At 64.9% G+C, this 23,789-nt stretch carries 18 protein-coding genes; 14 read left to right on the forward strand and 4 right to left on the reverse strand.

The genetic code is table 11. The features are described from left to right. Positions 1–39 precede the first annotated feature (39 nt). From VSR72_RS04025 to VSR72_RS04050, 6 genes are all read left to right on the forward strand, one after another. Complete coding sequence (locus VSR72_RS04025) at positions 40–3,153, forward strand: efflux RND transporter permease subunit (RefSeq protein WP_342951137.1); 3,114 nt, start codon at positions 40–42, stop codon at positions 3,151–3,153. Beyond that, positions 3,146–3,661, forward strand: a complete 516-nt coding sequence (locus VSR72_RS04030; protein ID WP_342951138.1) for a DUF2127 domain-containing protein — start codon at positions 3,146–3,148, stop codon at positions 3,659–3,661. Before VSR72_RS04025 ends, VSR72_RS04030 begins: the two co-directional genes overlap by 8 nt. A 245-nt stretch (positions 3,662–3,906) precedes the next feature. Beyond that, positions 3,907–4,323, forward strand: coding sequence for a plastocyanin/azurin family copper-binding protein (locus VSR72_RS04035; RefSeq protein ID WP_342951139.1), 417 nt, complete (start codon positions 3,907–3,909; stop codon positions 4,321–4,323). A gap of 934 nt (positions 4,324–5,257) precedes the next feature. Further along, entirely contained in the window at positions 5,258–5,902 is a 645-nt protein-coding gene (locus VSR72_RS04040; RefSeq protein WP_342951560.1) for a PadR family transcriptional regulator, read from the forward strand. A gap of 62 nt (positions 5,903–5,964) precedes the next feature. Then, on the forward strand, positions 5,965–6,774 hold the full coding sequence (locus tag VSR72_RS04045) for a siderophore-interacting protein (protein ID WP_342951140.1): 810 nt from the start codon (positions 5,965–5,967) through the stop codon (positions 6,772–6,774). Positions 6,775–6,836: 62 nt separating this feature from the next. Further along, complete coding sequence (locus VSR72_RS04050) at positions 6,837–8,102, forward strand: MFS transporter (RefSeq protein WP_342951141.1); 1,266 nt, start codon at positions 6,837–6,839, stop codon at positions 8,100–8,102. Between the two features lie 185 nt (positions 8,103–8,287). Here VSR72_RS04050 and VSR72_RS04055 read toward each other — a convergent pair whose 3' ends face one another. Further along, the gene (locus VSR72_RS04055; protein ID WP_342951142.1) at positions 8,288–9,442 is read right to left on the reverse strand and encodes a porin; all 1,155 of its coding nucleotides are present in this window, start codon (positions 9,440–9,442) and stop codon (positions 8,288–8,290) included. A 608-nt stretch (positions 9,443–10,050) separates the two neighbouring features. Here VSR72_RS04055 and dbpA point away from each other — a divergent pair. The 6 genes from dbpA (at position 10,051) to VSR72_RS04085 (ending at position 17,180) form a co-directional block, all read left to right on the forward strand. Then, on the forward strand, positions 10,051–11,448 hold the full coding sequence (gene dbpA / locus VSR72_RS04060) for an ATP-dependent RNA helicase DbpA (RefSeq protein WP_342951143.1): 1,398 nt from the start codon (positions 10,051–10,053) through the stop codon (positions 11,446–11,448). Between the two features lie 90 nt (positions 11,449–11,538). Continuing rightward, entirely contained in the window at positions 11,539–12,189 is a 651-nt protein-coding gene (locus VSR72_RS04065; RefSeq protein ID WP_342951144.1) for a DsbA family oxidoreductase, read from the forward strand. Positions 12,190–12,289: 100 nt separating this feature from the next. Further along, positions 12,290–12,997, forward strand: a complete 708-nt coding sequence (locus VSR72_RS04070) for a DUF3348 domain-containing protein (RefSeq protein ID WP_342951145.1) — start codon at positions 12,290–12,292, stop codon at positions 12,995–12,997. 22 nt (positions 12,998–13,019) lie between these two features. Beyond that, the gene (locus tag VSR72_RS04075) at positions 13,020–15,899 is read left to right on the forward strand and encodes a DUF802 domain-containing protein (protein WP_342951146.1); all 2,880 of its coding nucleotides are present in this window, start codon (positions 13,020–13,022) and stop codon (positions 15,897–15,899) included. Beyond that, positions 15,896–16,543: an OmpA family protein gene (locus VSR72_RS04080; protein ID WP_342951147.1), complete on the forward strand. Its 648-nt coding sequence runs from the start codon at positions 15,896–15,898 to the stop codon at positions 16,541–16,543. The genes VSR72_RS04075 and VSR72_RS04080 overlap by 4 nt, the downstream gene beginning before the upstream one ends. Then, a complete protein-coding gene (locus tag VSR72_RS04085; protein WP_342951148.1) occupies positions 16,533–17,180 on the forward strand; it encodes a DUF2894 domain-containing protein in 648 nt (215 codons plus the stop codon). Before VSR72_RS04080 ends, VSR72_RS04085 begins: the two co-directional genes overlap by 11 nt. 5 nt (positions 17,181–17,185) lie before the next feature. Here VSR72_RS04085 and VSR72_RS04090 read toward each other — a convergent pair whose 3' ends face one another. The 3 genes from VSR72_RS04090 to VSR72_RS04100 all read right to left on the reverse strand — a co-directional run bounded on the left by VSR72_RS04090 (position 17,186) and on the right by VSR72_RS04100 (position 20,482). Then, on the reverse strand, positions 17,186–18,307 hold the full coding sequence (locus VSR72_RS04090) for a 3-deoxy-7-phosphoheptulonate synthase (RefSeq protein WP_342951149.1): 1,122 nt from the start codon (positions 18,305–18,307) through the stop codon (positions 17,186–17,188). Between the two features lie 167 nt (positions 18,308–18,474). Then, on the reverse strand, positions 18,475–19,482 hold the full coding sequence (locus VSR72_RS04095; RefSeq protein WP_342951150.1) for a sterol desaturase family protein: 1,008 nt from the start codon (positions 19,480–19,482) through the stop codon (positions 18,475–18,477). Between the two features lie 13 nt (positions 19,483–19,495). Then, positions 19,496–20,482 (reverse strand): beta-propeller fold lactonase family protein, encoded by a 987-nt coding sequence (locus VSR72_RS04100; RefSeq protein ID WP_342951151.1) that lies wholly within the window; start codon positions 20,480–20,482, stop codon positions 19,496–19,498. 246 nt (positions 20,483–20,728) lie between these two features. Here VSR72_RS04100 and VSR72_RS04105 point away from each other — a divergent pair, with 246 nt between their 5' ends. Next, a complete protein-coding gene (locus tag VSR72_RS04105; RefSeq protein WP_342951152.1) occupies positions 20,729–22,072 on the forward strand; it encodes an Nramp family divalent metal transporter in 1,344 nt (447 codons plus the stop codon). A gap of 227 nt (positions 22,073–22,299) precedes the next feature. After that, the gene (zwf, locus tag VSR72_RS04110) at positions 22,300–23,775 is read left to right on the forward strand and encodes a glucose-6-phosphate dehydrogenase (RefSeq protein WP_342951153.1); all 1,476 of its coding nucleotides are present in this window, start codon (positions 22,300–22,302) and stop codon (positions 23,773–23,775) included. Positions 23,776–23,789 lie beyond the last annotated feature (14 nt).

A 23,789-nucleotide genomic window follows, 5' to 3' on the forward strand; every position in this document is an offset into this window, starting at 1 on the left:
CGCGCATACCCCGCCCAGCACAACGCCACACAGAGCCCCATGCTTGACGCGATCATCCGCTTTTCGCTGCGCTTTCGCGGCGTCATCTTTTCACTCGCCGTCATGGCCGCGGGCTACGGGCTCTTTTCGCTCACGCGTGCCAGGCTCGATGTCTTTCCCGAATTCGCGCCGCCGATGAGCATCGTACAGACGGCCGCGCCGGGCATGACCAGCGAGCAGGTGGAGACCCTCGTCACCCAGCCGGTTGAAAATGCCCTTGGCGGCATGACCGGCCTGCAGTCGATCCGCTCAAGGTCCATGCAGGGCCTCTCCTCGGTCACGCTCGTCTTCGACGACCATGCCAACGTGATGCAGGTCCGCCAGCTCGTCACCGAGCGCATCGGCGGTCTCGCGGGGGCGCTGCCGGCGGGTGTCGCGGCTCCCCAGCTCCTGCCGCTCACCACGACGACGAGCGTCGTGCGCACCATTGGCCTCACGTCGAAGACGCGCTCGCTCGCGGACCTCTACGACATCGCACAGTGGACCGTCAAACCGCAGTTGCTGAGTACGCGAGGCGTGGCCGATGCGATCGTGTTCGGCGGTGAAACTCGCCAGATGCAGATTCAGGTCGATCCCGCGAAGCTGATGCGCCACGGCCTGTCGATCCAGGATGTCATTGCCGCGGCGCGCCAGGCCACGGGCGTGCGCGGCGCCGGGTTCATCGAGAACAGCAACCAGCGCATCGCCATCAACGCCGATTGCCAGATCACGACACCGCAAAAACTCGCCAGCGTCGTGCTGCGCTCCAGCAACGGCGCAACGGTTCGCCTCGGCGACGTTTCCAGTGTGACGTGGGGCGACGCACCTGCCGTTGGCGCCGCATCGATCATGGGCAAGCCCGGCGTGATGGTCGTGATGGAAAGCCAGTACGGGACCAACACGATGGCCGTGACGCGCGACATCGAAAAGACACTCGCCGGGCTCGCGCCCGTGCTCGCCCGCCAGGGCGTGGACGTGAACGCCAATGTTTTCCGGCCCGCCAACTTCATCGTGGCCTCCGTCGGGCACCTGCGCATGGCGCTCATCGTCGGCTCGATACTCGTCATTGCGGTGCTGTTCCTGTTTCTGCTCAACGTGCGCACCGCCCTGATCTCCGCCGTGGCGATTCCCATGTCGCTGCTGGTCGCGATCATCGTGCTCACTTCGTTCGGGGTCAGCCTGAACACGATGACGCTGGGCGGGCTCGCCATCGCACTGGGCGAAGTGGTCGACGATGCGATCATCGACGTCGAGAACATCTACCGGCGCCTGCGTGAAAACCGCACGCTGCGTGAGCCGCTGCCGCCCTTTCGCGTCGTACTGCGCGCCTCGCTCGAAGTGCGCAGTGCCGTGGTCTTCGCCACCTTCATCGTGATGCTGATCTTCCTGCCCGTGCTCACGCTCACGGGTATCGGTGGAAGGCTCTTTGCGCCGCTTGGCATCGCGTACATTCTTGCGGTGCTCGCATCGCTGGGCGTCGCCCTGACGCTTACACCCGCAATGGCGCTCGCCCTGCTGGCCAAGGGACCACTGCCCGAGCGCGAGCCACGACTGATCGAACGCCTCAAGACACATTACATCGGATTGCTTACGAAAGTCGAGCAGCACGCGAAGGCGGTTATGGTGATCGTCGCCGCGATGTGCGCCGCGGCGCTCGCATCGTTGCCCTTCATGAGCGGCAGTTTTATTCCGCAACTGCGCGAAGGCCATTACACCGTTCACATGGGGCTCGCACCGGGCACCTCGCTCGCCGAATCGATGCGCATCGGCACGCAGGTTTCGGATGCGCTGCTGCAGGTACCGGGCGTGCGTCTCGTGGCGCAGCGTGCCGGCCGCGCGAACGGTGTGGTCGATCCGACCGGCGTGCAGCTCTCCGAGTTCGAGGTCGACCTCAAGCCGATGGGGGCGTCGGGACAGAGCTGGGCGCTCTACCGGATTCGCCAGGCGTTGGCGCGCTTTCCGGGGCTCTCCACCTCGGTCAATACGTTTCTGGAGGAACGCATCGACGAAACTATTTCGGGCACGACGGCGCCCGTGGTCGTAAATGTCTTTGGCAACGATCTCGACGTCATCGATCGCACGGCGCAGCAGATAGCCCAGTTGATCGGCACGATCCACGGCGTTGCCAGCGTGCGGGTGGATTCGCCGCCCGGGATTCCCGAGCTGGATGTGGGGCTCAATCCTGATGCACTGAGCCGCTGGGGCTTTCGTCCGGTCGAAGTGCTCGATGCGATCCAGGCCGCGTACGCCGGTGTGACCGTCTCGCAGATTTACGAGGGCAGCCGCAGCCACGACGTCGCTGTCGTGCTCGACCCGGCTCAGCGCGCCTCGCTCAGCGACGTGGGCAAACTCATGGTGCGCAACGCCGATGGCTTCGCCGTGCCGCTCTCCACGCTCGCGACGATCCGGCAGGTCGCCGGCCGCTACCAGATCACGCACGACGGTGGCCAGCGTGTGCAGACGGTGTCAGTGAATCTCGGCAGCCGGCCGGTCAGCGACTTCGTGAAGGAAGCGCAGGCGCGTGTCAATCGCGAGATCAGGATGCCGTCAGGCACCTATGCCGTATTCAGCGGAGAGAGCGAAGCGCGCGCCCAGTCGCAGCGCGATCTGCTCGCATACGGCGGGATTGCGCTGGTGGGCATCGCTTTGTTGCTGTTCCTCGCGTTGAAGAACCTCCGCGCCGTGCTGCTCGTCATGATCAACCTGCCTTTCGCACTTGTGGGCGGTGTGCTGGGCGTGGTGCTCACCGGCGGGAACCTGTCGCTTGGCAGCATGGTGGGCTTCGTCACGCTGCTCGGCATATCGCTGCGCAATTCGATCATGCTGATCAGCCACTATGAGCATCTGGTACGCGTCGACGGGCTGACCTGGAAGATGGACACTGCAGTGCGAGGCGCATCGGAACGGCTGGTGCCGATCCTCATGACCGCGCTGGTGACCGCGCTCGCACTGGCGCCGCTTGCCGTGACGAGCGGCGCGCCCGGCAACGAAATCGAAGGGCCGATGGCAATCGTCATTCTCGGCGGGTTGATCACCTCGACTGCACTTAACCTGATCGTCCTGCCAACGCTGGCATTGCGTTACGGGCGCTTCGCGCGCGACGAAACCGCAGAACCGGGGACCGCGAATGCATGAGACGGGCAAAAGGAGGTTACTGGGCGAGAAGAACCTGCACCTGCTGTTCGAATTGACCCTGGGGTTCAAGGCAATCTTCGCGCTTGCCGAAATTGCCGCCGGTGTCGCTACCTGGCTGATCCCGCAGCGGTACTTTCTGGCGCTTGTGCTGTGGGTTACCAGGGATGAGTTTGCCGAGGATCCACATGATCTGGTGGCAAATTTTCTCCTTCACACCGTGCAGCATCTGTCTGTCGATGCCCAGCGATTCGCCGGGCTCTATCTGCTTGGTCATGGTGTGATCAAGCTTTGGCTCGTGGCCGGTTTGCTACGTGAAAAACTCTGGTACTTTCCTGTCTCGATCGTTATCTTCGCGCTGTTTATCGCGTATCAGGCCTACCGCTTCACGTACACCCATTCGGTCTGGTTGCTGCTGGTGACTGCACTCGACGTCGTCGTCATCGCCCTCACGTGGCACGAGTATCGGTATCTTCGAAGCAACCGCGAGATCGTCACCCCAGGTTCGTGACCGGTGCCGGTGCTTCTCTTTCCGGGCACATACCTGTGGATGCGGGGTTCCAGACACCTGCTCAAACAGACGCCAGCGGGCTCCTGGAATATGCCTTTCACCTTGCACGTTTACTGCACGTATCGCGCGCCGCAGAAAGCGTTCATGCCCTCGCACAGGCAGGGGCATTTGCGCACTCAAAGCATTGCGCGCAGCAATCGCTCGACGCGAGGCACACGCGATATTTCGGCGCAAAGGAGGCAACCATGTATGCCACTTACAGATTCACTATCCTCGCCAGTGTGATCGCATTCGGAATGACATCGCATGCAAGCTGGGCGGAACAGACCGTCAACGCGACATTGCTCTCGAACTCGATCCAGCTCGGGACGCACAACGTGAGGGCGGGCCGCATCACACTTGAAGTCAGGAATGCTGCGAACAACAACATGGAACACGAGCTCGTTGTGCTCAAGACAGATCTCTCCGACGATGCACTCCCCGTCAGTAAAGGAGAGGTGCTGGAGCGCAGGCTGAACAAAATTGGCGAAGTCGAAGATATCGCGCCGGGCAAGAGCAAGCGCGTGTCATTCAAGCTTGCGCCCGGGCACTACGCGCTGATCTGCAACAAGCCGGGACACTATGCGGCGGGAATGCATACGGAGCTTGTCGTGACACCGTAAGGCCGTCGGCAAACCCGAAGTCTGGCCGACCGCGAAGCGCGCGCGCGGTTTGCTGACCGCCTGGTTGCAGGTTTGGCTACAGCATATCCGGGAGGACGGCGTAACCGCCGTGCCGCTTCGGCATAGAATCCTCTGAGGAGGTTCCAGTTATGTCAGCTATCAAGCACATCGATCCTGGCCACCCCGCCCATCAGGCTGCACCGGACAGGACAACCCGCTACCCTGCGGAGCACGTTACGTTGACAGCTGGCTCCAGGAAGAGGCTGCGCCCCAGTGCGCCTCATCTCAAGGTCGGCCGCGGCAAGGTTGGCGTCGGCGGCAAGAACAACGATAAGTAGGCGATTTCGCCATCCGTGCCGTTTGTGACCTGATGGATATTGCCTGATTCGGGTGAGACTACTCACGGTGAGCTTCGTTGGCGCGCTAGGTGTGAATCGCCGATAATGATCAGTTCTCCGAATCATTGTGATGACACCCCATGTCGTGTGGTCATGGACGGGTGTGCTCTGACCCGGCCCTCACAGGAAACTCGTCACTGCGAAGCGTTCCTCTTTGCCCCCATTTGTCTCGCCTTGCCTGATTGCGCCTGTACTCACGCCGCCTCCACCGCCACCGGCTTCGCGTCGCTTCACAATTTAACTCCGCCCCCTATTACTGACGCACAACGGACCGAATAGTCCACGACGGGGTTTTCATCAAAAAAAAATGGTGCACTGCACAATAATTTCCTCCTTTGCCGCAGACTTGGTTGCGCACCCATGCCCCAAATATTCTCTTTGACAAACGCTCTTACGATATATATCTTAAGACATGTTTTAAGACACTCAAGAGATAAGGAGGCCCTATGCGCCACCATCCACACTTTGGTCATACCGGCCGTCACGGCCATGCGGCGCGCGATCCGCGCGACTTCTTCGGCGGCCGCCACCCGGCCATGCAGGCGCTTCACGCGCTGCGCCACGCCATGGGCCGCCATCGCGGCGGCGAAGGCCCCGGCGACTTTGGCGATCGCTTCGGCGAAGGTTTCGGCCGCGGCTTCGGCGGGTTCGGAGACGGCGACGGTTTTGGCCGTGGCCGCAAGTTCACGTCCGAAGACCTGCAGCTCATGCTGCTCGTGCTGCTCGCCGAGCGCCCGAGCCACGGCTACGAGCTCATCAAGGCGCTCGACGCGCGTTCGAACGGCTTCTACAGCCCGAGCCCCGGCATGGTCTACCCGGCCCTGACGTATCTGGAAGAACTGGGCTACGTGAGCGTGACGCTGGAGGGCAACCGCAAGCGCTATGAGCTTTCGCCTGAAGGCCGTGCGCACCTCGAAGCCAACCGCGAACGCGCTGATCTGATCATCGCGAAGCTCACGCACTTCGGCCGCAAGATGGAACTCATGCGCCGCGCGATGGCCGGCGAAGATCCCGCCGAAGGCAGCGGCTGGGTGCGCGAGCTGATCGAGGCGCGCCGCGCGCTCAAGCGCGCACTGCTGCGCCGCACCGACGTCGCGCCGGAAGAACAGCGCCGCATCGCCGCGATTCTTGCGCGCGCCACCCAGGAAATTGAAAACGGCAGCGAAAGCAGCGACGTTTGACAAATCGCTTCTACGCGCCACGCGGCGGCCCACGCCGCGCCACCCCAACATCGGAGCCATACATGCAGAACCCGTCCCAACTCGAAGTCGTCCGTGTACGTCACCCGCTGAAGTTCCGACTGTTGCGCGTGGCGCGCGTCACGGCGCTCTCACCCGCGCTCGTGCGCGTAACGCTCACGGGCGACCTGAGCGACTTCGTCTCCGCGTCGTTCGACGATCACCTCAAGGTGTTCTTCCCCGCCGCCGGTGAAGCAAAGCCAGTACTGCCAAGTTTCGGTCCCGACGGCATCGTGTTCCCCGAAGGCGTCGAGCGCCCCGCCGCGCGCGACTACACGCCGCGCCGCTTCGATACGCAGGCCAACGAACTCGATCTGGAATTCGCGCTACACGAAGCCGGCCCGGCCACGGCGTGGGCGGCGCAAGCGCAGCCCGGCCAGTATCTCGGCGTGGGCGGCCCGCGCGGCTCCATGGTGATTCCCACCGGCTTCGACTGGCATCTGCTGATCGGCGACGAAACAGCGCTGCCCGCCATCCAGCGGCGCCTCACCGAGTTGCCCGCCGGCACACGTGTGGCCGTGGTCGTCGAAGTGGCGAATCGCGCGGCCCGCATCGAGCTGCCCACCGAGGCCGATCTGTACGCCATCTGGTGCTATCGCGACGAAAGCGAGTCCGAACACCCGCTCGTGGACGGCGTGTCCGAAGTGTGGCTGCCGCCCGGCGAAGGTTACGTCTGGGCCGCGGGCGAAGCCTCGGCGATCCGCGCGGTGCGAGCGCATCTGTGCAACGAGCGCGGCGTGGACAAGAAGCGCATTCGCGCGTCCGCTTACTGGCGGCGCGGGGCGCAGGCGGCCCACGAAACGATCGACGACTGATCGATCTCACTGGCGCGGCAACACTGCCGCGCCTTTTTTGCATTCTGGCTCCAAGCCCATACATGACCACTTCTCTCACTCCGCTGCGCGAACGCACCCTGCTCTGGCTGCTGGCGCTCACGCAGTTCACCGTCATCATGGATTTCATGATCATGATGCCGCTCGGCCCGCAGATCATGCACGCGTTCGCAATCACGCCTGCAGCGTTCGCGACGGCCGTTTCCGCCTATTCGCTCTGTTCGGGTCTATCAGGACTCCTTGCGGCGACCTATATCGACCGCTTCGATCGCCGCCGCCTGCTGCAAGTGGCCTACGCACTGTTCGCACTCTCCAATCTCGGCTGCGCGCTCGCCACGAACTTTCATCTGCTGCTCGCAGCGCGCGCGTTCGCGGGCCTCACCGGCGGCGTGCTCGGCTCGATCGTAATGGCGATCGTGAGCGACGTGATTCCGGCTGCCCGGCGCGGCGCGGCAACGGGCATCATCATGACGGCGTTTTCCATTGCGGCTATCGCGGGCGTGCCGGCCGGCGTGCTGCTCGGCGCCCATTACTCGTGGAGCGCGCCGTTCCTGCTGCTCGTGGTGCTCTCCGTGGCGATCTGGCTCGCGGGCTCGCGCGTCGTGCCCTCGCTCACCGAGCATCTCGGCCAGCACACGCCGCTTGCGCAAGTGCTGCCGAACCTTTGGCAACTGCTCACGCTGCCGCGTCACCTGAAGGCCTTTGCGCTCACCTTCACGATGATGGCCGGGCACATGCTCGTGATCCCGTTCATCGCGCCGATGCTCGTCGGCAATCACGGCATCGCGCCGCAGCAGCTCTCGTGGCTCTACATGGCGGGCGGCGCGGCGACGTTCATGACCTCGCGCGCAGTGGGCCGTCTCGCGGACCGCTACGGCAAGCGCCGCGTGTTCCGCGTGATGGCGCTCGTGTCGCTCGCGCCGGTGCTGTTCGTCACGCATCTGCCCGCGCTGCCTTTCCTCGCGCTCGTAGCGTTCTTCGCGCTGTTCATGATCTCGATGTCGGGCCGCATGGTGCCGATGCAGGCGCTGCTCACGACGATTGCCGAGCCCGCGCGGCGCGGCGCGTTCCTGAGCGCCAACAGCGCGGTGCAGGCGCTCGGCACGGGCATCGGCGCGTGGCTGGGCGGCCAGTGGCTCACGAATGGCGCGCACGGCGCGATCATCGGCTTTGGGCAGAACGGCTGGATCGCCGCGGCGCTCACATGTGTCGCGGTGCTGTGGGTTTCGCGGGTGCGAGGCGCGTCGGAAGACGTATCGAATGACGTCGCCGCGCCTGCGGGCGCTGCACCCGTTGTTGCGAAATCCTGAGCCACAAAAGAAAACCGGTTCGCAGGCGTTGCGCGCCTCATGAGCGCGCAACGCACCGCGAACCGGTCGTGCTTCAGGTAGAAAGCGGATGAAACCGCGGCCCCAGGGCCGCGTGAAGCGCGGGACCCGACCGGCCGATCGGGTGCTCGCGTCTCAATGCTCCGCGAGGGAGCAGCAAATCAAGCTTAGAAGCGGTGACGCAGACCCACCGTTGCGGCGACCTGGTTCTGCGAGGTCGACGGCGACAGCGTGTTGATCATCGCAACGTTCGCGCCGGCATCGCCGAGTTCGCCCGATGCGTGCTGGTACACGGCGCCGGCGTAGACGTCGGTGCGCTTCGAGAGCGAGTAGTCAGCCGTCAGCGAAACGGTGTGCCACTTCGGATCGCCCGAACCGTTCGAACCCGTGACCTTGCCGTCCGTGAACGTGTACGACGCGTTCAGGGCGAGAGCCGGCGTGAGCGCGTAGGCGCCGTTCAGCTCGAAGTTGTCGAGGTGCAGGTTCGAGCCCGTCGGGATCGAGAACGTGTTGCCGCCCTGGCCGCCAGCGATCAGGTTCTGGTACTGCGTGTGCGTCCACACGAAGCCAACCGTTGCCGGGCCGTAGTTGTAGTTCACGCCAGCGCCGAACGTGCGTTGCGTTTCAGCCGACAGGTTGAAGTTGTTGCCGTTCGATGCCGAGTTCGCGCCGTTCGTGTTGCCGGTGCGCGTGTTGTTCATCTGCAGGTAGGCAGCCGAGAAGTTCAGCGGGCCGTTGCCGTACGATGCGCCAGCGCTCCATGCGCGGTTGTTCGCGAACTGGCCAGCGTCATTGCTGAAGCCGTACATGCCGCCGAACTTGAAGCCCTGGTAGTTGACGCTCTGGTACTTGACCGCGTTCTTGATCGAGAACGAGTGGTCGAGGTTGTCGTTGTCGAACGGGTGAGCGGCGAGGTTGTTGCCGTAGCCCTGACCGGCTTCCGAGAGCGGAGCGAGGTAGTCGACCATCGAGTCATACTGGCGGCCGAGCGTCAGCGTACCGTAGCGGTCGCTCTGCAGACCGACGAACGCCTGACGGTTGAACATCGTGCCGCTTTCCGTGTCCTTGCCGTTGTTCAGGTTGAAGCCGTTTTCCAACGTGAAGATCGCATGCAGACCGCCGCCCAGGTCTTCGCTGCCCTTCAGGCCGAAGTACGTGTCGCCGACGGTGCCGCTACCCTGGTTCCATGCGGCGTGGCCGCCTGCATTGTTCGCGTAGACGATACCCGCATCCAGCGCGCCGTAGAGAGTAACGCTGCTTTGTGCGTGAGCGGAGGCTGCGAAAGCGCCGAGGACGCCCGCGATAATCAAAGTATTCTTCATGACTTTCCTTATGACATTCAGACCGCGCTGACGCGGCTCCGGGTATTGGAGCCACACCGGCAATCCCGGGCGAAGTCTACGTGTCAAAGGCTTTACATCGCTTCAGCAAACGCTGTAACAGATATTTGCTAAATCTGGAAATATCGAAAGAAAATCCCGTAAGTGCTTGTGATATAGGGGAAATACCTAGTAATACACCGATCGGCCCGCGAAGGCCGTGTGGCAATCACGCGACGCCCGGGTCAGCACAGAAATCCGATTATTGTGGAAATCGACTTAAATGCCGCGCATCCTCGGCAATTAAAATTTCTTCGCTCGGCGAAACTTTATCACGGCAATACCGATCTTAACGCGCGCGTGCATTATTGCTATATGCGACGATTATTATTGCGTGAAATTGCGATTATCAAGCGCGGTGTTTGCGGCTCGTTATCGGCATTCGCTGTGGTGCTCGCCATGACCCCTTGTGCGTCACGCGCGCGGGCGCGAGCGCGCGCATCCGTTAAAATCCCGGGACGCTCGCGCGCATCGCGCGCGCCCCACCCGCATCGACGCCACTTCTACCGAACGGCCGCGTCGCCCCAACCCGTCCGGCGCGAGACCCCGTCATGACAAACAAAGCTACTGCAACGCCCTTCAGCGAGCTGCCGCTCGCGCCCGCCATGCTCGCCAACCTCACGCGCCTCGGCTACGTCGACATGACGCCGATCCAGGCCGCGAGCCTGCCCATCGCTTTCGCGGGCCACGACCTGATCGCCCAGGCCAAGACCGGCAGCGGCAAGACGGCCGCCTTCTCGCTCGCGCTGCTCTCGCGTCTGGACGCGCGCCGCCAGGACGTGCAGGCCATGATCCTCTGCCCCACGCGCGAGCTGGCCGACCAGGTCACGCAGGAAATCCGCCGCCTCGCACGCGCAGAAGAAAACATCAAGGTGCTCACGCTGTGCGGCGGCACGCCCATGCGTCCGCAGGCGGCGAGCCTCGAACACGGCGCGCACATCGTCGTGGGTACACCGGGCCGCATCATGGACCACCTGGAGCGCGGCAACCTCGCGCTCGGCGCGCTCAATACGCTCGTGCTCGACGAAGCCGACCGCATGCTCGACATGGGCTTCTTCGACGACATCGCCACCGTGGCGCGCCAGTGCCCCAAAGAGCGTCAGACGCTGCTCTTTTCGGCGACCTACCCCGAAGGCATTACGAAGCTGAGCCAGCAGTTCCTTCGCAATCCGAAGGAAGTCAAATTCGAAGAGCATCACGACGACAGCAAGATCCGCCAGCGCTTCTATGAAGTGACGGAAGACGAGCGCCTGCACGCCGTGGGCATGCTGCTCAACCACTACCGCCCCGTGAGCACGCTGGCGTTCTGCAACACCAAGCAGCAATGCCGCGACCTGCTCGACGTGCTGCGCGCGCAGGGCTTTCACGCGCTCGCGCTGCACGGCGAGCTCGACCAGCGCGAGCGCGACCAGGTGCTGATCCAGTTCGCCAACCGCAGCTGCTCGGTGCTCGTGGCGACCGACGTCGCCGCACGCGGCCTCGATATCGCGCAGCTCGAAGCCGTGATCAACGTGGACGTTACGCCCGACCCCGAGGTGTACGTGCACCGCATCGGCCGCACGGGCCGCGCCGACCAGGACGGCTGGGCACTCAGCCTCGCGAGCATGGACGAGATGGGCCGCGTGGGCGGCATCGAACAGGCACTCAAGCGCGAAGTCGAGTGGAGCCCGCTTGCGGAACTGAAGCCCGCCAGCAACCAGCCGCTGTTGCCGCCGATGGAAACGCTGCAGATCCTGGGCGGCCGCAAGGAAAAGATCCGCCCCGGCGACGTGCTCGGCGCACTCACCGGCGAAGCGGGCTTCAGCGGCGCGCAGATCGGCAAGATCAACGTGACCGACTTTTCGACTTACGTGGCCGTTGAGCGCAGCATCGCGCGCGACGCGCTGCGCAAGCTCAACGCGGGCAAGGTCAAGGGCAAGAAGGTCAAGGCCCGCATGATGGACGAATAAGCCGGCGGGTGCGCACGTGCCTTGCGCACCCTCCCTGTGCTGCGCGTCAATCCCCCGCGCTCGACCGTATTCAACCGGATCAGGAAAGCCATGAAACAACCGCTCAGAATCGATTTCGTCTCCGACATCGCGTGCCCGTGGTGCGCAATTGGCCTGTCGTCGCTGAACCTCGCGCTCGAACGTCTGCGCGACACCGTCGACGCGCAGATCATCGTGCATCCGTTCGAACTGAATCCGCAGATGGGTCCGGGCGGCGAATCCGTGCTCGAGTATCTCGGCAAGAAGTACGGCCGCACGCCCGAGCAGATCGCCGAGACGCAGGCCATGATCCGCGAGCGCGGTGCGAGCGTCGGCTTCGCGTTCGGGCCGCGTGAGCGCATCTACAACACCTTCGACGCGCATCGTCTGCTGCATTGGGCCGGTATCGAAGGCAAGCAGTTGCCGCTCAAGCTCGCGCTCTTGCGCGCCTATCACGGCGAGGGCAAGGACACGAGCGACCACGCGATGCTCGTCGCGGCGGCGCAGTCCGTGGGCCTCGACGCGGATAAAGCGCGCGAAGTCCTGGAAAGCGGCCAGTATGCCGACGAGGTGCGCGCCGAGGAGCACGAATACCAGGCTTCGGGTATTCAGTCGGTGCCGGCGATCATCTTCAACCAGCAGTACCTGATCAGCGGCGGCCAGCCCGTCGAAACCTTCGAGCAGGCAATCCAGCAGATCCTGGCCGAAAGCGCCAAGGCCTGAAAAGCCCACCCAGCGGGCGTTTCGACGCCCGCCAACCCGCGGATGCCGGCCGCCCCCTCGCGGACGTGTAAACTAGCGGGTTTTTTGCCCAGGTGGAAAAGTGCTAGCCCCGCAACGCCTCGCGTTGAGCGGCCCGACGCTCGTTCGCTTACTTGCCCGCTTTGGCGACGCCGAAGTGCCCGAATCCCGGCAATCGATCTCGGACCATCTGAGCCAGTGGCTCGGCTGGACGGACGCCATCGCCCTTTCGACGGCGCTGAGCGTGCAGACGCCGGGCGGCGAGCCAGCAACGCGCGTGGGCGCCAGTGCCGAACAAAACCAGAGCGAGCGCGTGCGTGCGGCGCTGAGAAAGGCCATTGTGGGCGAAGGCGCGCCCGCGCGGCGCGATGGGCGCCGCACACAGGCCGCCAGTCAGCCAGCCGATGTGGAACCCGATTTCGCGGATTTCCGCCAGCGCTATCTCGCGCTGCAGCAGGCGATGGAGACTGACATCGCCACGCTGCGCGCCCGTCTGCGCGCCGCGCTGGCCGCCCGTGCGCCCGCGCTCGCACGCCTCGCCACGGTGGATGCCGTGATCGAGCAGGCGCTCGGCGCGCGCGAGCGCAGCCTGCTCGCCGGCGTGCCGGCGTTGCTCGGCGCGCATTTCGAGCGGCAGCGCGCAGCGGCGGCCGCCGTAGCCGCCAGCGAAGCCGCGCCGCACGCCTGGCTCGCCGGCTTTCGCAAAGATATGCAGAGCGTGTTGCTCGCCGAACTTGAGATTCGGTTTCAACCGGTGGAGGGGCTGCTTGCCGCCCTTCGCACCAGCTAACCCAAACGCTATGTCCCGCGCTATGTCCCGATTTCGCATTGAACCTGTTGTCTTCGTCGTGGGTCTCGCCGCCGTGTGCTGGATCGGCGCCGGCTACGCCGTCACGAACCCGCTTGCGAGCGCCGTCACGCTGCTGATCGGCGCGTGCTATGTCGCGGGCGCCTGGGAGCTTTATCGCTTTCACCAGGGCACGACCACGCTCGCGAAGGCCGTTGCGCAATTGAATGCTGCGCCCGCGCGCCTGGCCGGCTGGCTCGACACGCTGGATCCTGGCCTGCGCAATGCCGTGCGTGCGCGTATCGAAGGCGAGCGCGTGGCTCTGCCGGGTCCGGCGCTCGCGCCGTACCTCACGGGCCTGCTCGTGCTGCTCGGCATGCTCGGCACGCTGCTCGGCATGGTCGTCACGCTCAAGGGCACGGGCGCCGCGCTGGAAAGCGCCACCGACCTCGATGCCATCCGCGCCTCGCTCGCCGCGCCGGTAAACGGCCTCGGCTTCGCGTTCGGCACCTCCATCGCGGGTGTGGCCACCTCGGCCATGCTCGGCCTGCTCTCCGCGCTGTGCCGTCGTGAGCGCATCGAGGCCGCGCAGCAGCTCGACGTGAAGATCGGGACGACGCTGCGCGCCTTCTCGCCGGCCCATCAGCGCGAAGCCTCGTTCAAGCTGCTGCAGCGCCAGGCCGACGCCATGCCCGCGCTCGTCGACAAGCTCGGCGCGCTGATGACGCTGATCGAGCGCCAGGGCGCCGCGCAGCACGAACAGCAGATCGCGACTCAACAGGCCTTCGCCGCGAACGCCGAAGCCGCCTGGAGCCGCCTCGCGGCTTCCGTGGGCCAGTCGCTCAAGTCGAGCGCCGCCGAAAGCGCGCGCGCCGCGGGCGCGGCGCTGCAGCCCGTGGTGGAAGCGACGATGGCCGGCCTCGCGCGCGAATCGGCTTCGATGCAGGGCGCGCTCACGCAGGCGGTGCAACAACAACTCGAAGGGCTCGCGAGCGGCTTCGAAGCATCGACTACGAACGTCGCCGAAATCTGGAATCGCGCGCTCGCGCAGCATCGTCAGACCAACGAGGCGCTTGCCGCCGACCTGGGCGGCGCGCTGGAGCGTTTCAACGCGAGCTTCGAGCAACGTGCCGCTGGCCTGCTCGATGGCGTGTCGACGCGCTTCGAAAGTGCATCGGGGACGATGTCGCAGGCGTGGCAGGCGGCGCTCGAACAGCAAGAGCGCGCGGGCGTCAAGCTCGCCGAAGGCAACCAGCAGGCGCTCGCCACCGCGGCGGCGACGTTCGAGCAACACTCGGCGTCGCTGCTGCGCGCGGTCGACGAGTCGCACGCGGACCTGCAGACGAAGCTCGGCGCGCACGACGAAGCACGCCTCGCAAGCTGGTCCGAAGCGCTCGCGACGATGGCCGCTGCGCTGCGCACGGAGTGGGAAGCGACGAGCGCGGTCTCGGCGCAACGTCAGCAGGAAATCTGCGCGACGCTCGCGCAAACCGCGAACGATATCGCCACGCAGTCGCAGCAGCATTCGAGCAAGACGATTGCCGAAATCGATCGTCTCGTTAATGCCGCCTCGGAAGCGCCAAAGGCTGCTGCGAATCTGCATGCGGAAATCTCCGCGCGCGACGATCAGCGCATCGAAGCATGGACCGCGTCGCTCGCGACGATGGCCGCCGGGCTGCGTAAAGAGTGGGAAGACACGAGCGCTGCCTCCGTGCAACGTCAGCAGGAAGTCTGCGCCGCGCTCACGCGAACCGCGAACGATATCGCCGCGCAGTCGCAGCAGCATTCGAGCAGGACGATTGCCGAAATCGATCGCTTGGTGGAAGCCGCTTCGGAAGCGCCGAAGGCCGCAGCAAACCTGCATGCGGAAATTTCCGCGCGCGACGATCAGCGCATAGAAGCATGGACTGCATCGCTCGCGACGATGGCCGCCGGGCTGCGTAAAGAGTGGGAAGACACGAGCGCTGCCTCCGTGCAACGTCAGCAGGAAGTCTGCGCCGCGCTCACGCAAACCGCGAACGATATCGCCGCGCAATCGCAGCAGCACGCGAGCAAGACGATTGCCGAAATCGATCGCTTGGTAGAAGCCGCCGCAGACGCACCGAAGGCCGCAGCAAACCTGCACGCGGAAATCTCCTCGCGCGACGAGCAACGCCTCGACGCCTGGGCCGCCTCGCTTGCCACGATGTCGGCTGCATTGCGCAAGGAATGGGAAGTCACGAGCGCGGCCACGGCGCAGCGTCAGCAGGAGATCTGCGACACGCTCGCCCAGACCGCCAGCGACATCACCACGCAATCGCAGGCCCACAACGCGAGCACGATCGCCGAAATCGGCAGCCTCGTGCGGGCGGCGTCGGTCGCACCGCAAGCCGCCGCCGAAGTCATCGCCGAATTGCGCCAGAAGCTTTCGGACAGCATGGTCCGCGACACCGCGATGCTCGACGAGCGCAATCGCCTGCTCGCCACGCTCGAAACGCTGCTCGACGCCGTGAACCGCGCCTCCACGGAGCAACGCTCGGCAATCGACACGCTCGTCTCCACGTCGTCGGATCTGCTCGAACGCGTGGGCGGCCAGTTCAGCGCGAACGTCGAAGCCGAAAGCGGGAAGCTCGGCGCGATCGCAGCGCAGGTGAGCGGCAGCGCCGTAGAAGTGGCGAGCCTCGGCGACGCGTTCGGCGCGGCCGTGACCGTGTTCGGCGAATCGAACGACAAGCTCGTGGCGCATCTGGAGCGCATCGAGACCGCGCTCGACAAGTCACTCGCGCGCAGCGACGATCAGCTCGCCTACTACGTGGCGCAGGCGCGTGAGGTCATCGACCTGAGCATGCTGTCGCAGAAGCAGATCGTCGAGAACCTGCAGCAGCTCGCAAGCCAGCGCGCCACCGCCGGAGTCGATGCGGCATGAACGACGAAATCGACGGCGGCGCGGCCCCCGCAGCGCCGGTCTGGCCCGCGTTCGCCGACCTGATGTCGGTGCTGCTGGGCGCGTTCCTGCTGATCCTCGTGGGCGTGGTCGGCATGCAGCTCGAACTGTCGAGCCGGCTCGCGAACGAGGTGAAACAACGCAAGGCCGAAACCGAGCGCCGCAAGACGCTCGAAGAGGCGCTCGCGGGCCCGCTTGCGGCGGGGCGCGTGACGCTCGTGAACGGGCGCATCGGCATTAGCGGCAGCGTGCTGTTCGCGCTGAACTCGGACCAGTTGACACCGCAAGGCCGCGATCTGCTCAAGAGCCTCGCCGGGCCGCTCACGGCGTACCTGAAGAGCCGCGATGAAATCCTGATGGTGAGCGGTTTCGCCGACGACCAGCAGGTGCACGCAGGCAACCGCCGCTTCGCCGACAACTGGGAGCTCTCCGCCGAACGCGCGCTGACGGTCACGCGCTCGTTCATCGACGCGGGCGTTCCCGCGTCGTCGGTTTTCGCGGCCGCGTTCGGCTCCGAGCAGCCCGTGAGCGCGAACAGCGATGAAGCCGGCCGCGCGAAGAACCGCCGCGTGGAGATCGCGCCGGTGCCGCGGCCGACCGTCGGCGAGGGCAAGCATGGTCAATGACGCGGGCCCGCAGGTAGCAATAGCCGCCGCGCCTGACGCCCGCGCCCTGCTCGACGCCTGGCGCGCCCGCGGCGCCGACCAGCTCGACCCGGTGCGCTTTCACTTCATCGAGGCGCTGGAGCGCCGCGCCGCCGCGCATGCGGGCGAAGCGCGGAAGCTCATCGACGCGCGGCTCGCGCAATTGCTGGGTGCCTTTGCCGACGACCTCGCGCGCGAGGCATCGAAAATCACACGCGGGCTCGATGGCGATACGGCGAGGACCGAACTGGGCCGCCTCGTCGATTCGCTCGCGCGGGCGGAGCCTGCCCAACCGACAACGCGCGTGCGGCACGAGCCGGACCCGGAGCTGGTCGAATACTTCCGGCAAACGTGGTCACGCGTGCGCTCCGAGAAACAGTTGCGGCAGTCGCTGGATCAGGTGCCCATAAACGCGGGGCCGCTCAATTCGAGCAGCCTCGTGCATCGTGCGCTCTCGCTTATGCGCGAGGTGTCGCCGGGGTATCTGCAGCAATTTCTCGCCTATGCCGATGCGCTTTCGTGGCTCGAACAGTTGAGTGCGAGTGTGGGGGTTGCGACGCCAGTGAAGGAAGCGCCGCGGGCAACGGCCGCCAGGAAAGGGGCGCGGAAGGGGCGTTAGCCCCCTCACCCCACCTTCCGCCGCTCCCGCACCGCCTGCGCCAGCCCATCGAGCACCGGCGCCGTCTGCGCCCAGCTGATGCACGCATCGGTAATCGACACGCCGCGCTTGAGCGGCACGCCCGGCTTCTGGTCCTGGCGACCCTCTTCGAGATGGCTCTCGATCATCACGCCGATGATGCGCTTGTCGCCGCCCGCCAGTTGCTCGCCGATATCGCGCGCCACGTCGATCTGACGCTGGTGCGCCTTGTTCGAATTCGCGTGCGAGCAGTCGATCATGACCTGCTCGCGCAGCCCGGCCTTCGCGAGCGACGCGCAGCACGCCGCCACCGAAGCCGCGTCGTAATTCGGTCCGCTCTTGCCGCCGCGCAGGATTACGTGGCAGTCGTCGTTGCCGCGCGTTTCGAAGATCGCGGCCATGCCCATCTTCGTCATGCCCATGAACGCGTGGCTCGCGCGTGCGGCGACGATGGCGTCGCTGGCCACTTGCACGCCGCCGTCGGTGCCGTTCTTGAAGCCGATCGGGCACGAGAGGCCCGAAGCGAGCTGCCGGTGGCTCTGGCTCTCCGTCGTGCGCGCGCCGATCGCGCCCCACGCCACGAGGTCGGCGATGAACTGCGGGCTCAACAGGTCGAGGAATTCGGTGGCCGTGGGCAGGCCGAGCGCGTTGATGTCGAGCAGCAGCTGACGCGCCGCGCGCAACCCTTCGTTGATCCGGAAGCTGCCATCCAGACGCGGATCGTTGATATAGCCCTTCCAGCCCACCGTGGTGCGCGGCTTCTCGAAGTACACGCGCATGACGATCAGCAGATCGTCTTTGAGCGCGTCGGCCTTCGCCTTGAGGAGATTCGCGTATTCGATCGCCTGGTCGTGGTCGTGGATCGAGCACGGGCCCACCACCACCACGAGCCGGTCGTCGCGCTGCGCGAGCACTTCGGCGATCTCGCCGCGGCTCGTTTCGACGAGCGTCTGCGTGTCCTGCGGCACCGGCAGTTCGTCGAGCAGCAGCGCGGGCGAAATAAGCGGCCGCACGGCGCCGATGCGCGTGTCGTCGATGCGGGTCGTGTCCTGGGTGGCGTCGGCCACGCCGACTTCCTGGTCGTGCTGCGGATTGTCGATACGGCTCAAGATGTTCTCCAACTGCGCCTTTGACGCGCGCATCATGCATGTGTGGGGGATGAATGCGCGATTATCGCATCCGCCGCGCCTGCGGCATCACGAAACGGCATGCCGGAATGCAACGAGGCGGCCCGAAGGCCGCCTCGCTTGAGACACCGCAACGCACGCCGCGAAGATCAGCGCGCCGCGTCCCCCATCGGATACCCCTTGCCCGCGAGGCGCCGCGCAATGCGAACAAGCGCGAACCACTGCTGCGCGAGCAGGCCTTCGCCATAGTTCGCGCCGCGGCCCTGCGGCGCGGGCAACTGGTCGCGAATGCCAGTGGGCTCATGTTCCTTGTTCCACGACGCCGTGCGGAACATCACGTCCCACCACGGAAACAGCACGCCGAAGTTGCAGCCGTAGCGCGTGCCTTCGTGGCCATAGCCGATCGCATGGTGGCGGCGATGAAACGCCGGACTCACCACGATACGCTCGAGCAGCCAGCCAAAGTCGAGCCGCGCATTGACGTGCTGCACGCTCTGCATGAAGTTGCTCACGGCTACGAGCACGACGAACTGCGCGGGCGGCACGCCGATAAAGAGCGAGATGCCCGCAAAGAACGCGGCCTGCACGATGTCGTCGAGGAAATGATTGCGATCGTCGCACCACAGCGACATCTGCTGCTGGCTGTGGTGAACCGCATGCAATTCCCACCACACGCCGAAGCGATGCTGCCAGCGGTGATACCAGTAGCCCGCGAAGTCGAGCACGACGAGATAGATCAGGAACGACACGAGCGGCTTGTCGGTCACGCCGGGCCACAGGCTATCCACTTCGATGTTCGGCACGTTGTGGATCGCCATCAGGCTCTGCCAGTGATTGAACACGGGCGTGAGCAGAAAGAAGAACGCGATGTTCAGAATGCCGAGCTTCGCGATCCACGTGTACCAGACGTCGGCGCGCAGCGCCTTGCGATCGCGCCAGGCTTCCGCGGGACGCAGCGCTTCGAGCGGACGCAGCAGCACATACGAGGCGCAGATCTGCAGCATGCCCACGATCACCCAGTAGAGCGCGTCGTAGGTGTCCTCGTCGTAGCCCATCAGGCCGACCTTGTAGAAGATCGGCTGCACCACGTCCACGTAGAGGAGCGTCTGCAGCCACGAAACGAGGTTGTCGGCCTGCGAAATCAGCGTGTCGAGCATCGAGACTCCTCAATCAGTCCGGGTTCGGCGCGTACACCGGCGCGCTGTTCGCAAAGTAGATGCCGTGCGGCGAGCGGCCCACCTGGATCGTATCGATCAATTTACGCGTGTTCAGGTCGATGATGCCCACGTGCTTCGCGAAACGGAACGTCACCCAGAGGTAACGCTTGTCCGCCGACAGCTCCATGTCGTCGGGACCGGGGCGCAGGCCCGTGATGTCGGCCACTTTCGTGAGCGTCGTGTAATCGAGAATGCTGATCGTGCTCTCCACGCGATTGGACACGGCGATATGTTTGCCATCGTCCAGATTGCGGAAGTTATGTGCGCCGCGGCCGGTCTGGATCTTTTTCACGACCGTGCGGTTGTGCCAGTCGACCACGGCCACGTTGTCCTCGCCCGTCATGCCCACGAGCAGGTACTTGTCGCCGGGCGTCATCCACAGGCCTGCGGGCGTGTTGCCCACTTGCAGCTTCCACAGCACCGTTTGCGTCGGCAGGTCGATCGCGGCCACTTCGCCCGTGTCCTGAAGCGTGATGAACGCCGTTTTGTTGTCGGACGCGAACGTGATATGGCTCGGCGTTTTCGCGAGCGGAATGCGCTTGGCGATCGTGAGGTTCTGGCCGTCGTAGTGATAAACGTCCACGCGGTCGAGGCGCAGGCCCGCAGTCACGAACCATTTGCGGTCGGGCGAGAAACCAAGCTGATACGGATCTTCAATGCCTTCCAGGCGGCGCTGTATCTGCCCCGTATGCGGGTCGAGGAACAGCAGGTCATTCGACACCGAATCGGCGACGATGAGCGACTTGCCATCAGGCGTGATCATCAGGTGGTGCGGTTCCTTGCCCGTGGGCTCGGTGCCGACCACGGTACGGCTCGCCTGGTCGATGAGCGAGAGCTTCGCCTCGCCCGAGTCGAGCACGATGACCTTGTCGTCGGCGTGGGCGAGCGCGCCCCATGCAAGGCCGCTCATTAGCAGCGCAGTCGCGAGCGTGTTTTTCATGTGAGCCGGTGCATTCGAAAAGATCGGGAATTCAGGCATTTCGTAAGGGAAAGAGAGCAGCGTAGGCGCGCCGCGCCGGTTTGTGCTGAGATAGTGCCAACGCAGGCGCGCGGAATGCCTGCTTAACGCATGAGGGCCCGAATCCGATGACGCCTGTGCAAAGCATTTGCCGCATTTATCTGTGCTCCATGCAAGGGTCATGGCGATGGGCTGCGCATACAGACCCTGAGTCGCACGAGAAGTTGCATGGATCATCGCGCCCGCGACGACCGCGCAGATAGCGCGGATTCCACCGCGCGCGCCCCCGACGGCCTCACCCGCAACACGGCCGCCGCTGTGCGCGAAGCGCTCGAAGGACGCCGCCGCGGCGTCGCCCTTCTGCTGCCGCTTGCGGGTCCGGCCGTCGTCATTTCCGTCGCCTACATCGACCCCGGCAACATCGCGACCAACATCCAGGCCGGTGCGCGCTACGGCTACGCGCTCCTTTGGGTCGTGCTGCTCGCCAACGTCATCGCCATGCTGTTTCAAGGGCTCTCCGCGAAGCTCGGCATCGCCACGGGGCGCAATCTCGCCGAACTGTGCCGCGACAACCTGCCGGCGCCACTCGTGTGGCTCATGTGGATCGTGAGCGAGATCGCGGCCATGGCCACCGATCTCGCCGAGTTCCTCGGCGGTGCGATCGGGCTTGCACTTCTCTTTCACCTGCCGCTGCTCGCGGGCATGGGAGTGACGGCCATCGTGACCTACGCGCTGCTGTTTCTCCAGCGCGCGGGCTTCCGGCCGCTCGAACTCCTGATCGGCGCGCTCGTGGGCGTGATCGGCATTTGCTATGTTCTGGAGCTTTTCATCACGCCGACCGACTGGCCGAGCCTCTTGCGCCACCTCGCCACGCCGCGCCTGCCCGATGCGCAAGCCGTGACGATCGCGGTCGGCATCATCGGCGCAACGGTCATGCCGCACGCGCTCTTTCTCCACTCGGGGCTCACCCAGGCGCGCGTGCTCGCGCGCAACGACGCCGAGCGCAAACGCCTCGTGAAGTTTTCTAACATCGAGGTCGTGGTCGCGCTTTCGGTGGCCGGGCTCATCAACATGGCGATGGTCGTGATGGCCTCTGGCGCGTTTCACCAAGGCTATGCCGATGTCGCCGAGATCGAGACCGCTTACCGCACGCTCGCCCCGCTGCTGGGCGCGGCGGCCGCCAGCATCTTCCTCGTTTCGCTGATCGCCTCGGGCATTTCCAGTTCCGTGGTCGGCACGCTCGCGGGGCAGATGATCATGCAAGGCTTCGTGAACTTCCGCATACCGCTTTGGCTGCGCCGCGCGATCACGATGGTGCCGAGTTTTATCGTCGTCGCGCTGGGCGTGAACGCCACCGAAGCGCTCGTCATGAGCCAGGTCGTGCTGAGCCTCGCGCTGCCGTTCCCGATGGCCGCGCTCGTGTGGTTCACGTGCCGCGGCGACGTGATGGGGCCTCATCGTAACCGTGCGCTCACCGCTGCGGGAGCCGTGGCGGGCGCGGTCGCGGTGCTCGTGCTCAATGTCGCGCTGGTGCTCACGACTTTCGGCGTAGCGGTGCCGGGGCTCGGTTAAAGATCAGCGGAATGCCACGCGATGCGTATTTGAACGGCCGGTCGGTTTATCGTCACAGAAGTCTCACGCAACGCCCCGTTCGCGCCACGCGTGCAAACTCGCGCGAAACCATGCACCATTAGCGTTTTCGCCGCGCCCCGCTCTTGCGAGGAGCGCGGGTTTTGCAACCGCGCGCTAGCGGTCGTGCCCAACACCGTTACCCGAGCGCGCGTCACCTCCGACCTGCCATGACGAATCAGCCTGCCCAAGCCTTGCCCGAACAGCCCGTCGACATGATTATTTTCGGCGGCGGAGGCGACCTGGCCGCGCGCAAACTGCTGCCCGCGCTCTACATGGCGCACCTGCACGGCAACCTGCCGCCGGAAACGCGCATCATCGCCGTGGGCCGCAAGAACTGGACGATCGACGACTATCGCAAGTTCATGGAAGAGCAGTCGCGTCCGTTCATCGACGCGAAAGCGTTCGACGCGCAAGCGTGGGACCGCTATCTGAACCTGTTCCATTACGTGATCATCGACGTGAACGATCCCGCCGATTACGCGAACCTGAAGTCGGCGTCGCGCGAGCATGCGCTGCGCGTGTTCTATCTCTCCACGTCGCCGGAACTGTTCACGACGATTTGCGACAACCTCACCGCAGGCGGTCTGATCGACAGCAGCTCGCGCGTGGTGCTCGAAAAACCGCTCGGCCACGATCTCGCCTCGGCGCAGGAGATCAACGAGTCGGTGGGCCGGCATTTCGCCGAATCGCAGATCTACCGGATCGACCACTATCTGGGCAAGGAAACGGTGCAGAACCTGATGGTGCTGCGCTTCGGCAATCCGATCTTCGGGCCGCTGTGGCAAGCGCCGTACATTCGCAGCGTGCAGATCACGGTGGCGGAAACGGTGGGTGTGGGCAGCCGCGCGGGCTTCTACGATCACACGGGCGCGCTGCGCGATATGGTGCAGAACCACCTGTTGCAACTGCTGTGCATTGTGGCAATGGAGCCGCCCGTCTCGCTCGACCCGGACGCCGTGCGCGACGAAAAGCTCAAGGTGCTGCGCTCGCTGCGCCCCATGTCGCTCGCCGACATCGCGCGCGACACGGTGCGCGGCCAGTACGCGGCGGGCGCCGTGGACGGCAAGCCGGTGAAGGGTTATCTGGAAGAAGACAACGTGCCGGCCGACAGCAAGGCGGAAACGTTCGTGTCGCTGCGCGCCAACATCAACAACTGGCGTTGGGCCAACGTGCCGTTCTTCCTGCGCACGGGCAAGCGCCTGCAGAAGCGCCAGTCGGAAATCGTGATCGAATTCGCGGACCTGCCGTTCTCGATTTTCCCGAGCGGCCCGCGCCATTACGGCAACCGTCTCGTGATCCAGCTTCAACCGGAAGAGTCGATCCAGTTGCAGATGCTCGCGAAGGAACCGGGCAGCGGCATGAACATGCTGCCCGTGAGCCTGAATCTCGACTTGCAGCAGGCCATTCCCGAACGTCGCGCCGAAGCCTACGAGCGTTTGCTGATCGACGTGATCCGCGGCCGCCTCACACACTTCATGCGCCGCGACGAACTGGAAGCCGCGTGGTCGTGGGTCGAACCGATTCTCGACGGCTGGAAGGAACTGAACGATCGCCCGCGCACTTATACGGCAGGCACGTTCGGGCCGGCGGCGTCTTCGGCGCTGCTTGCGCGCGAGAACATGTCGTGGGCCGAAGAGATGTGATGTGATGTAAGGAC

The sequence above is a fragment of the Paraburkholderia sp. JHI869 genome (assembly GCF_038900775.1).
Lineage (GTDB): Bacteria > Pseudomonadota > Gammaproteobacteria > Burkholderiales > Burkholderiaceae > Paraburkholderia.

Excerpts from the sequence above, each read along its gene's own strand:
- VSR72_RS04025 (WP_342951137.1), top strand. The coding sequence starts at position 40 with ATGCTTGACGCGATCATCCGCTTTTCGCTGCGCTTTCGCGGCGTCATC.
- VSR72_RS04030 (WP_342951138.1), top strand. The coding sequence starts at position 3,146 with ATGCATGAGACGGGCAAAAGGAGGTTACTGGGCGAGAAGAACCTGCAC.
- VSR72_RS04035 (WP_342951139.1), top strand. The coding sequence starts at position 3,907 with ATGTATGCCACTTACAGATTCACTATCCTCGCCAGTGTGATCGCATTC.
- VSR72_RS04040 (WP_342951560.1), top strand. The coding sequence starts at position 5,258 with ATGCAGGCGCTTCACGCGCTGCGCCACGCCATGGGCCGCCATCGCGGC.
- VSR72_RS04045 (WP_342951140.1), top strand. The coding sequence starts at position 5,965 with ATGCAGAACCCGTCCCAACTCGAAGTCGTCCGTGTACGTCACCCGCTG.
- VSR72_RS04050 (WP_342951141.1), top strand. The coding sequence starts at position 6,837 with ATGACCACTTCTCTCACTCCGCTGCGCGAACGCACCCTGCTCTGGCTG.
- VSR72_RS04055 (WP_342951142.1), bottom strand. The coding sequence starts at position 9,442 with ATGAAGAATACTTTGATTATCGCGGGCGTCCTCGGCGCTTTCGCAGCC.
- dbpA (WP_342951143.1), top strand. The coding sequence starts at position 10,051 with ATGACAAACAAAGCTACTGCAACGCCCTTCAGCGAGCTGCCGCTCGCG.
- VSR72_RS04065 (WP_342951144.1), top strand. The coding sequence starts at position 11,539 with ATGAAACAACCGCTCAGAATCGATTTCGTCTCCGACATCGCGTGCCCG.
- VSR72_RS04075 (WP_342951146.1), top strand. The coding sequence starts at position 13,020 with ATGTCCCGATTTCGCATTGAACCTGTTGTCTTCGTCGTGGGTCTCGCC.
- VSR72_RS04080 (WP_342951147.1), top strand. The coding sequence starts at position 15,896 with ATGAACGACGAAATCGACGGCGGCGCGGCCCCCGCAGCGCCGGTCTGG.
- VSR72_RS04085 (WP_342951148.1), top strand. The coding sequence starts at position 16,533 with ATGGTCAATGACGCGGGCCCGCAGGTAGCAATAGCCGCCGCGCCTGAC.
- VSR72_RS04095 (WP_342951150.1), bottom strand. The coding sequence starts at position 19,482 with ATGCTCGACACGCTGATTTCGCAGGCCGACAACCTCGTTTCGTGGCTG.
- VSR72_RS04100 (WP_342951151.1), bottom strand. The coding sequence starts at position 20,482 with ATGAAAAACACGCTCGCGACTGCGCTGCTAATGAGCGGCCTTGCATGG.
- VSR72_RS04105 (WP_342951152.1), top strand. The coding sequence starts at position 20,729 with ATGGATCATCGCGCCCGCGACGACCGCGCAGATAGCGCGGATTCCACC.
- zwf (WP_342951153.1), top strand. The coding sequence starts at position 22,300 with ATGACGAATCAGCCTGCCCAAGCCTTGCCCGAACAGCCCGTCGACATG.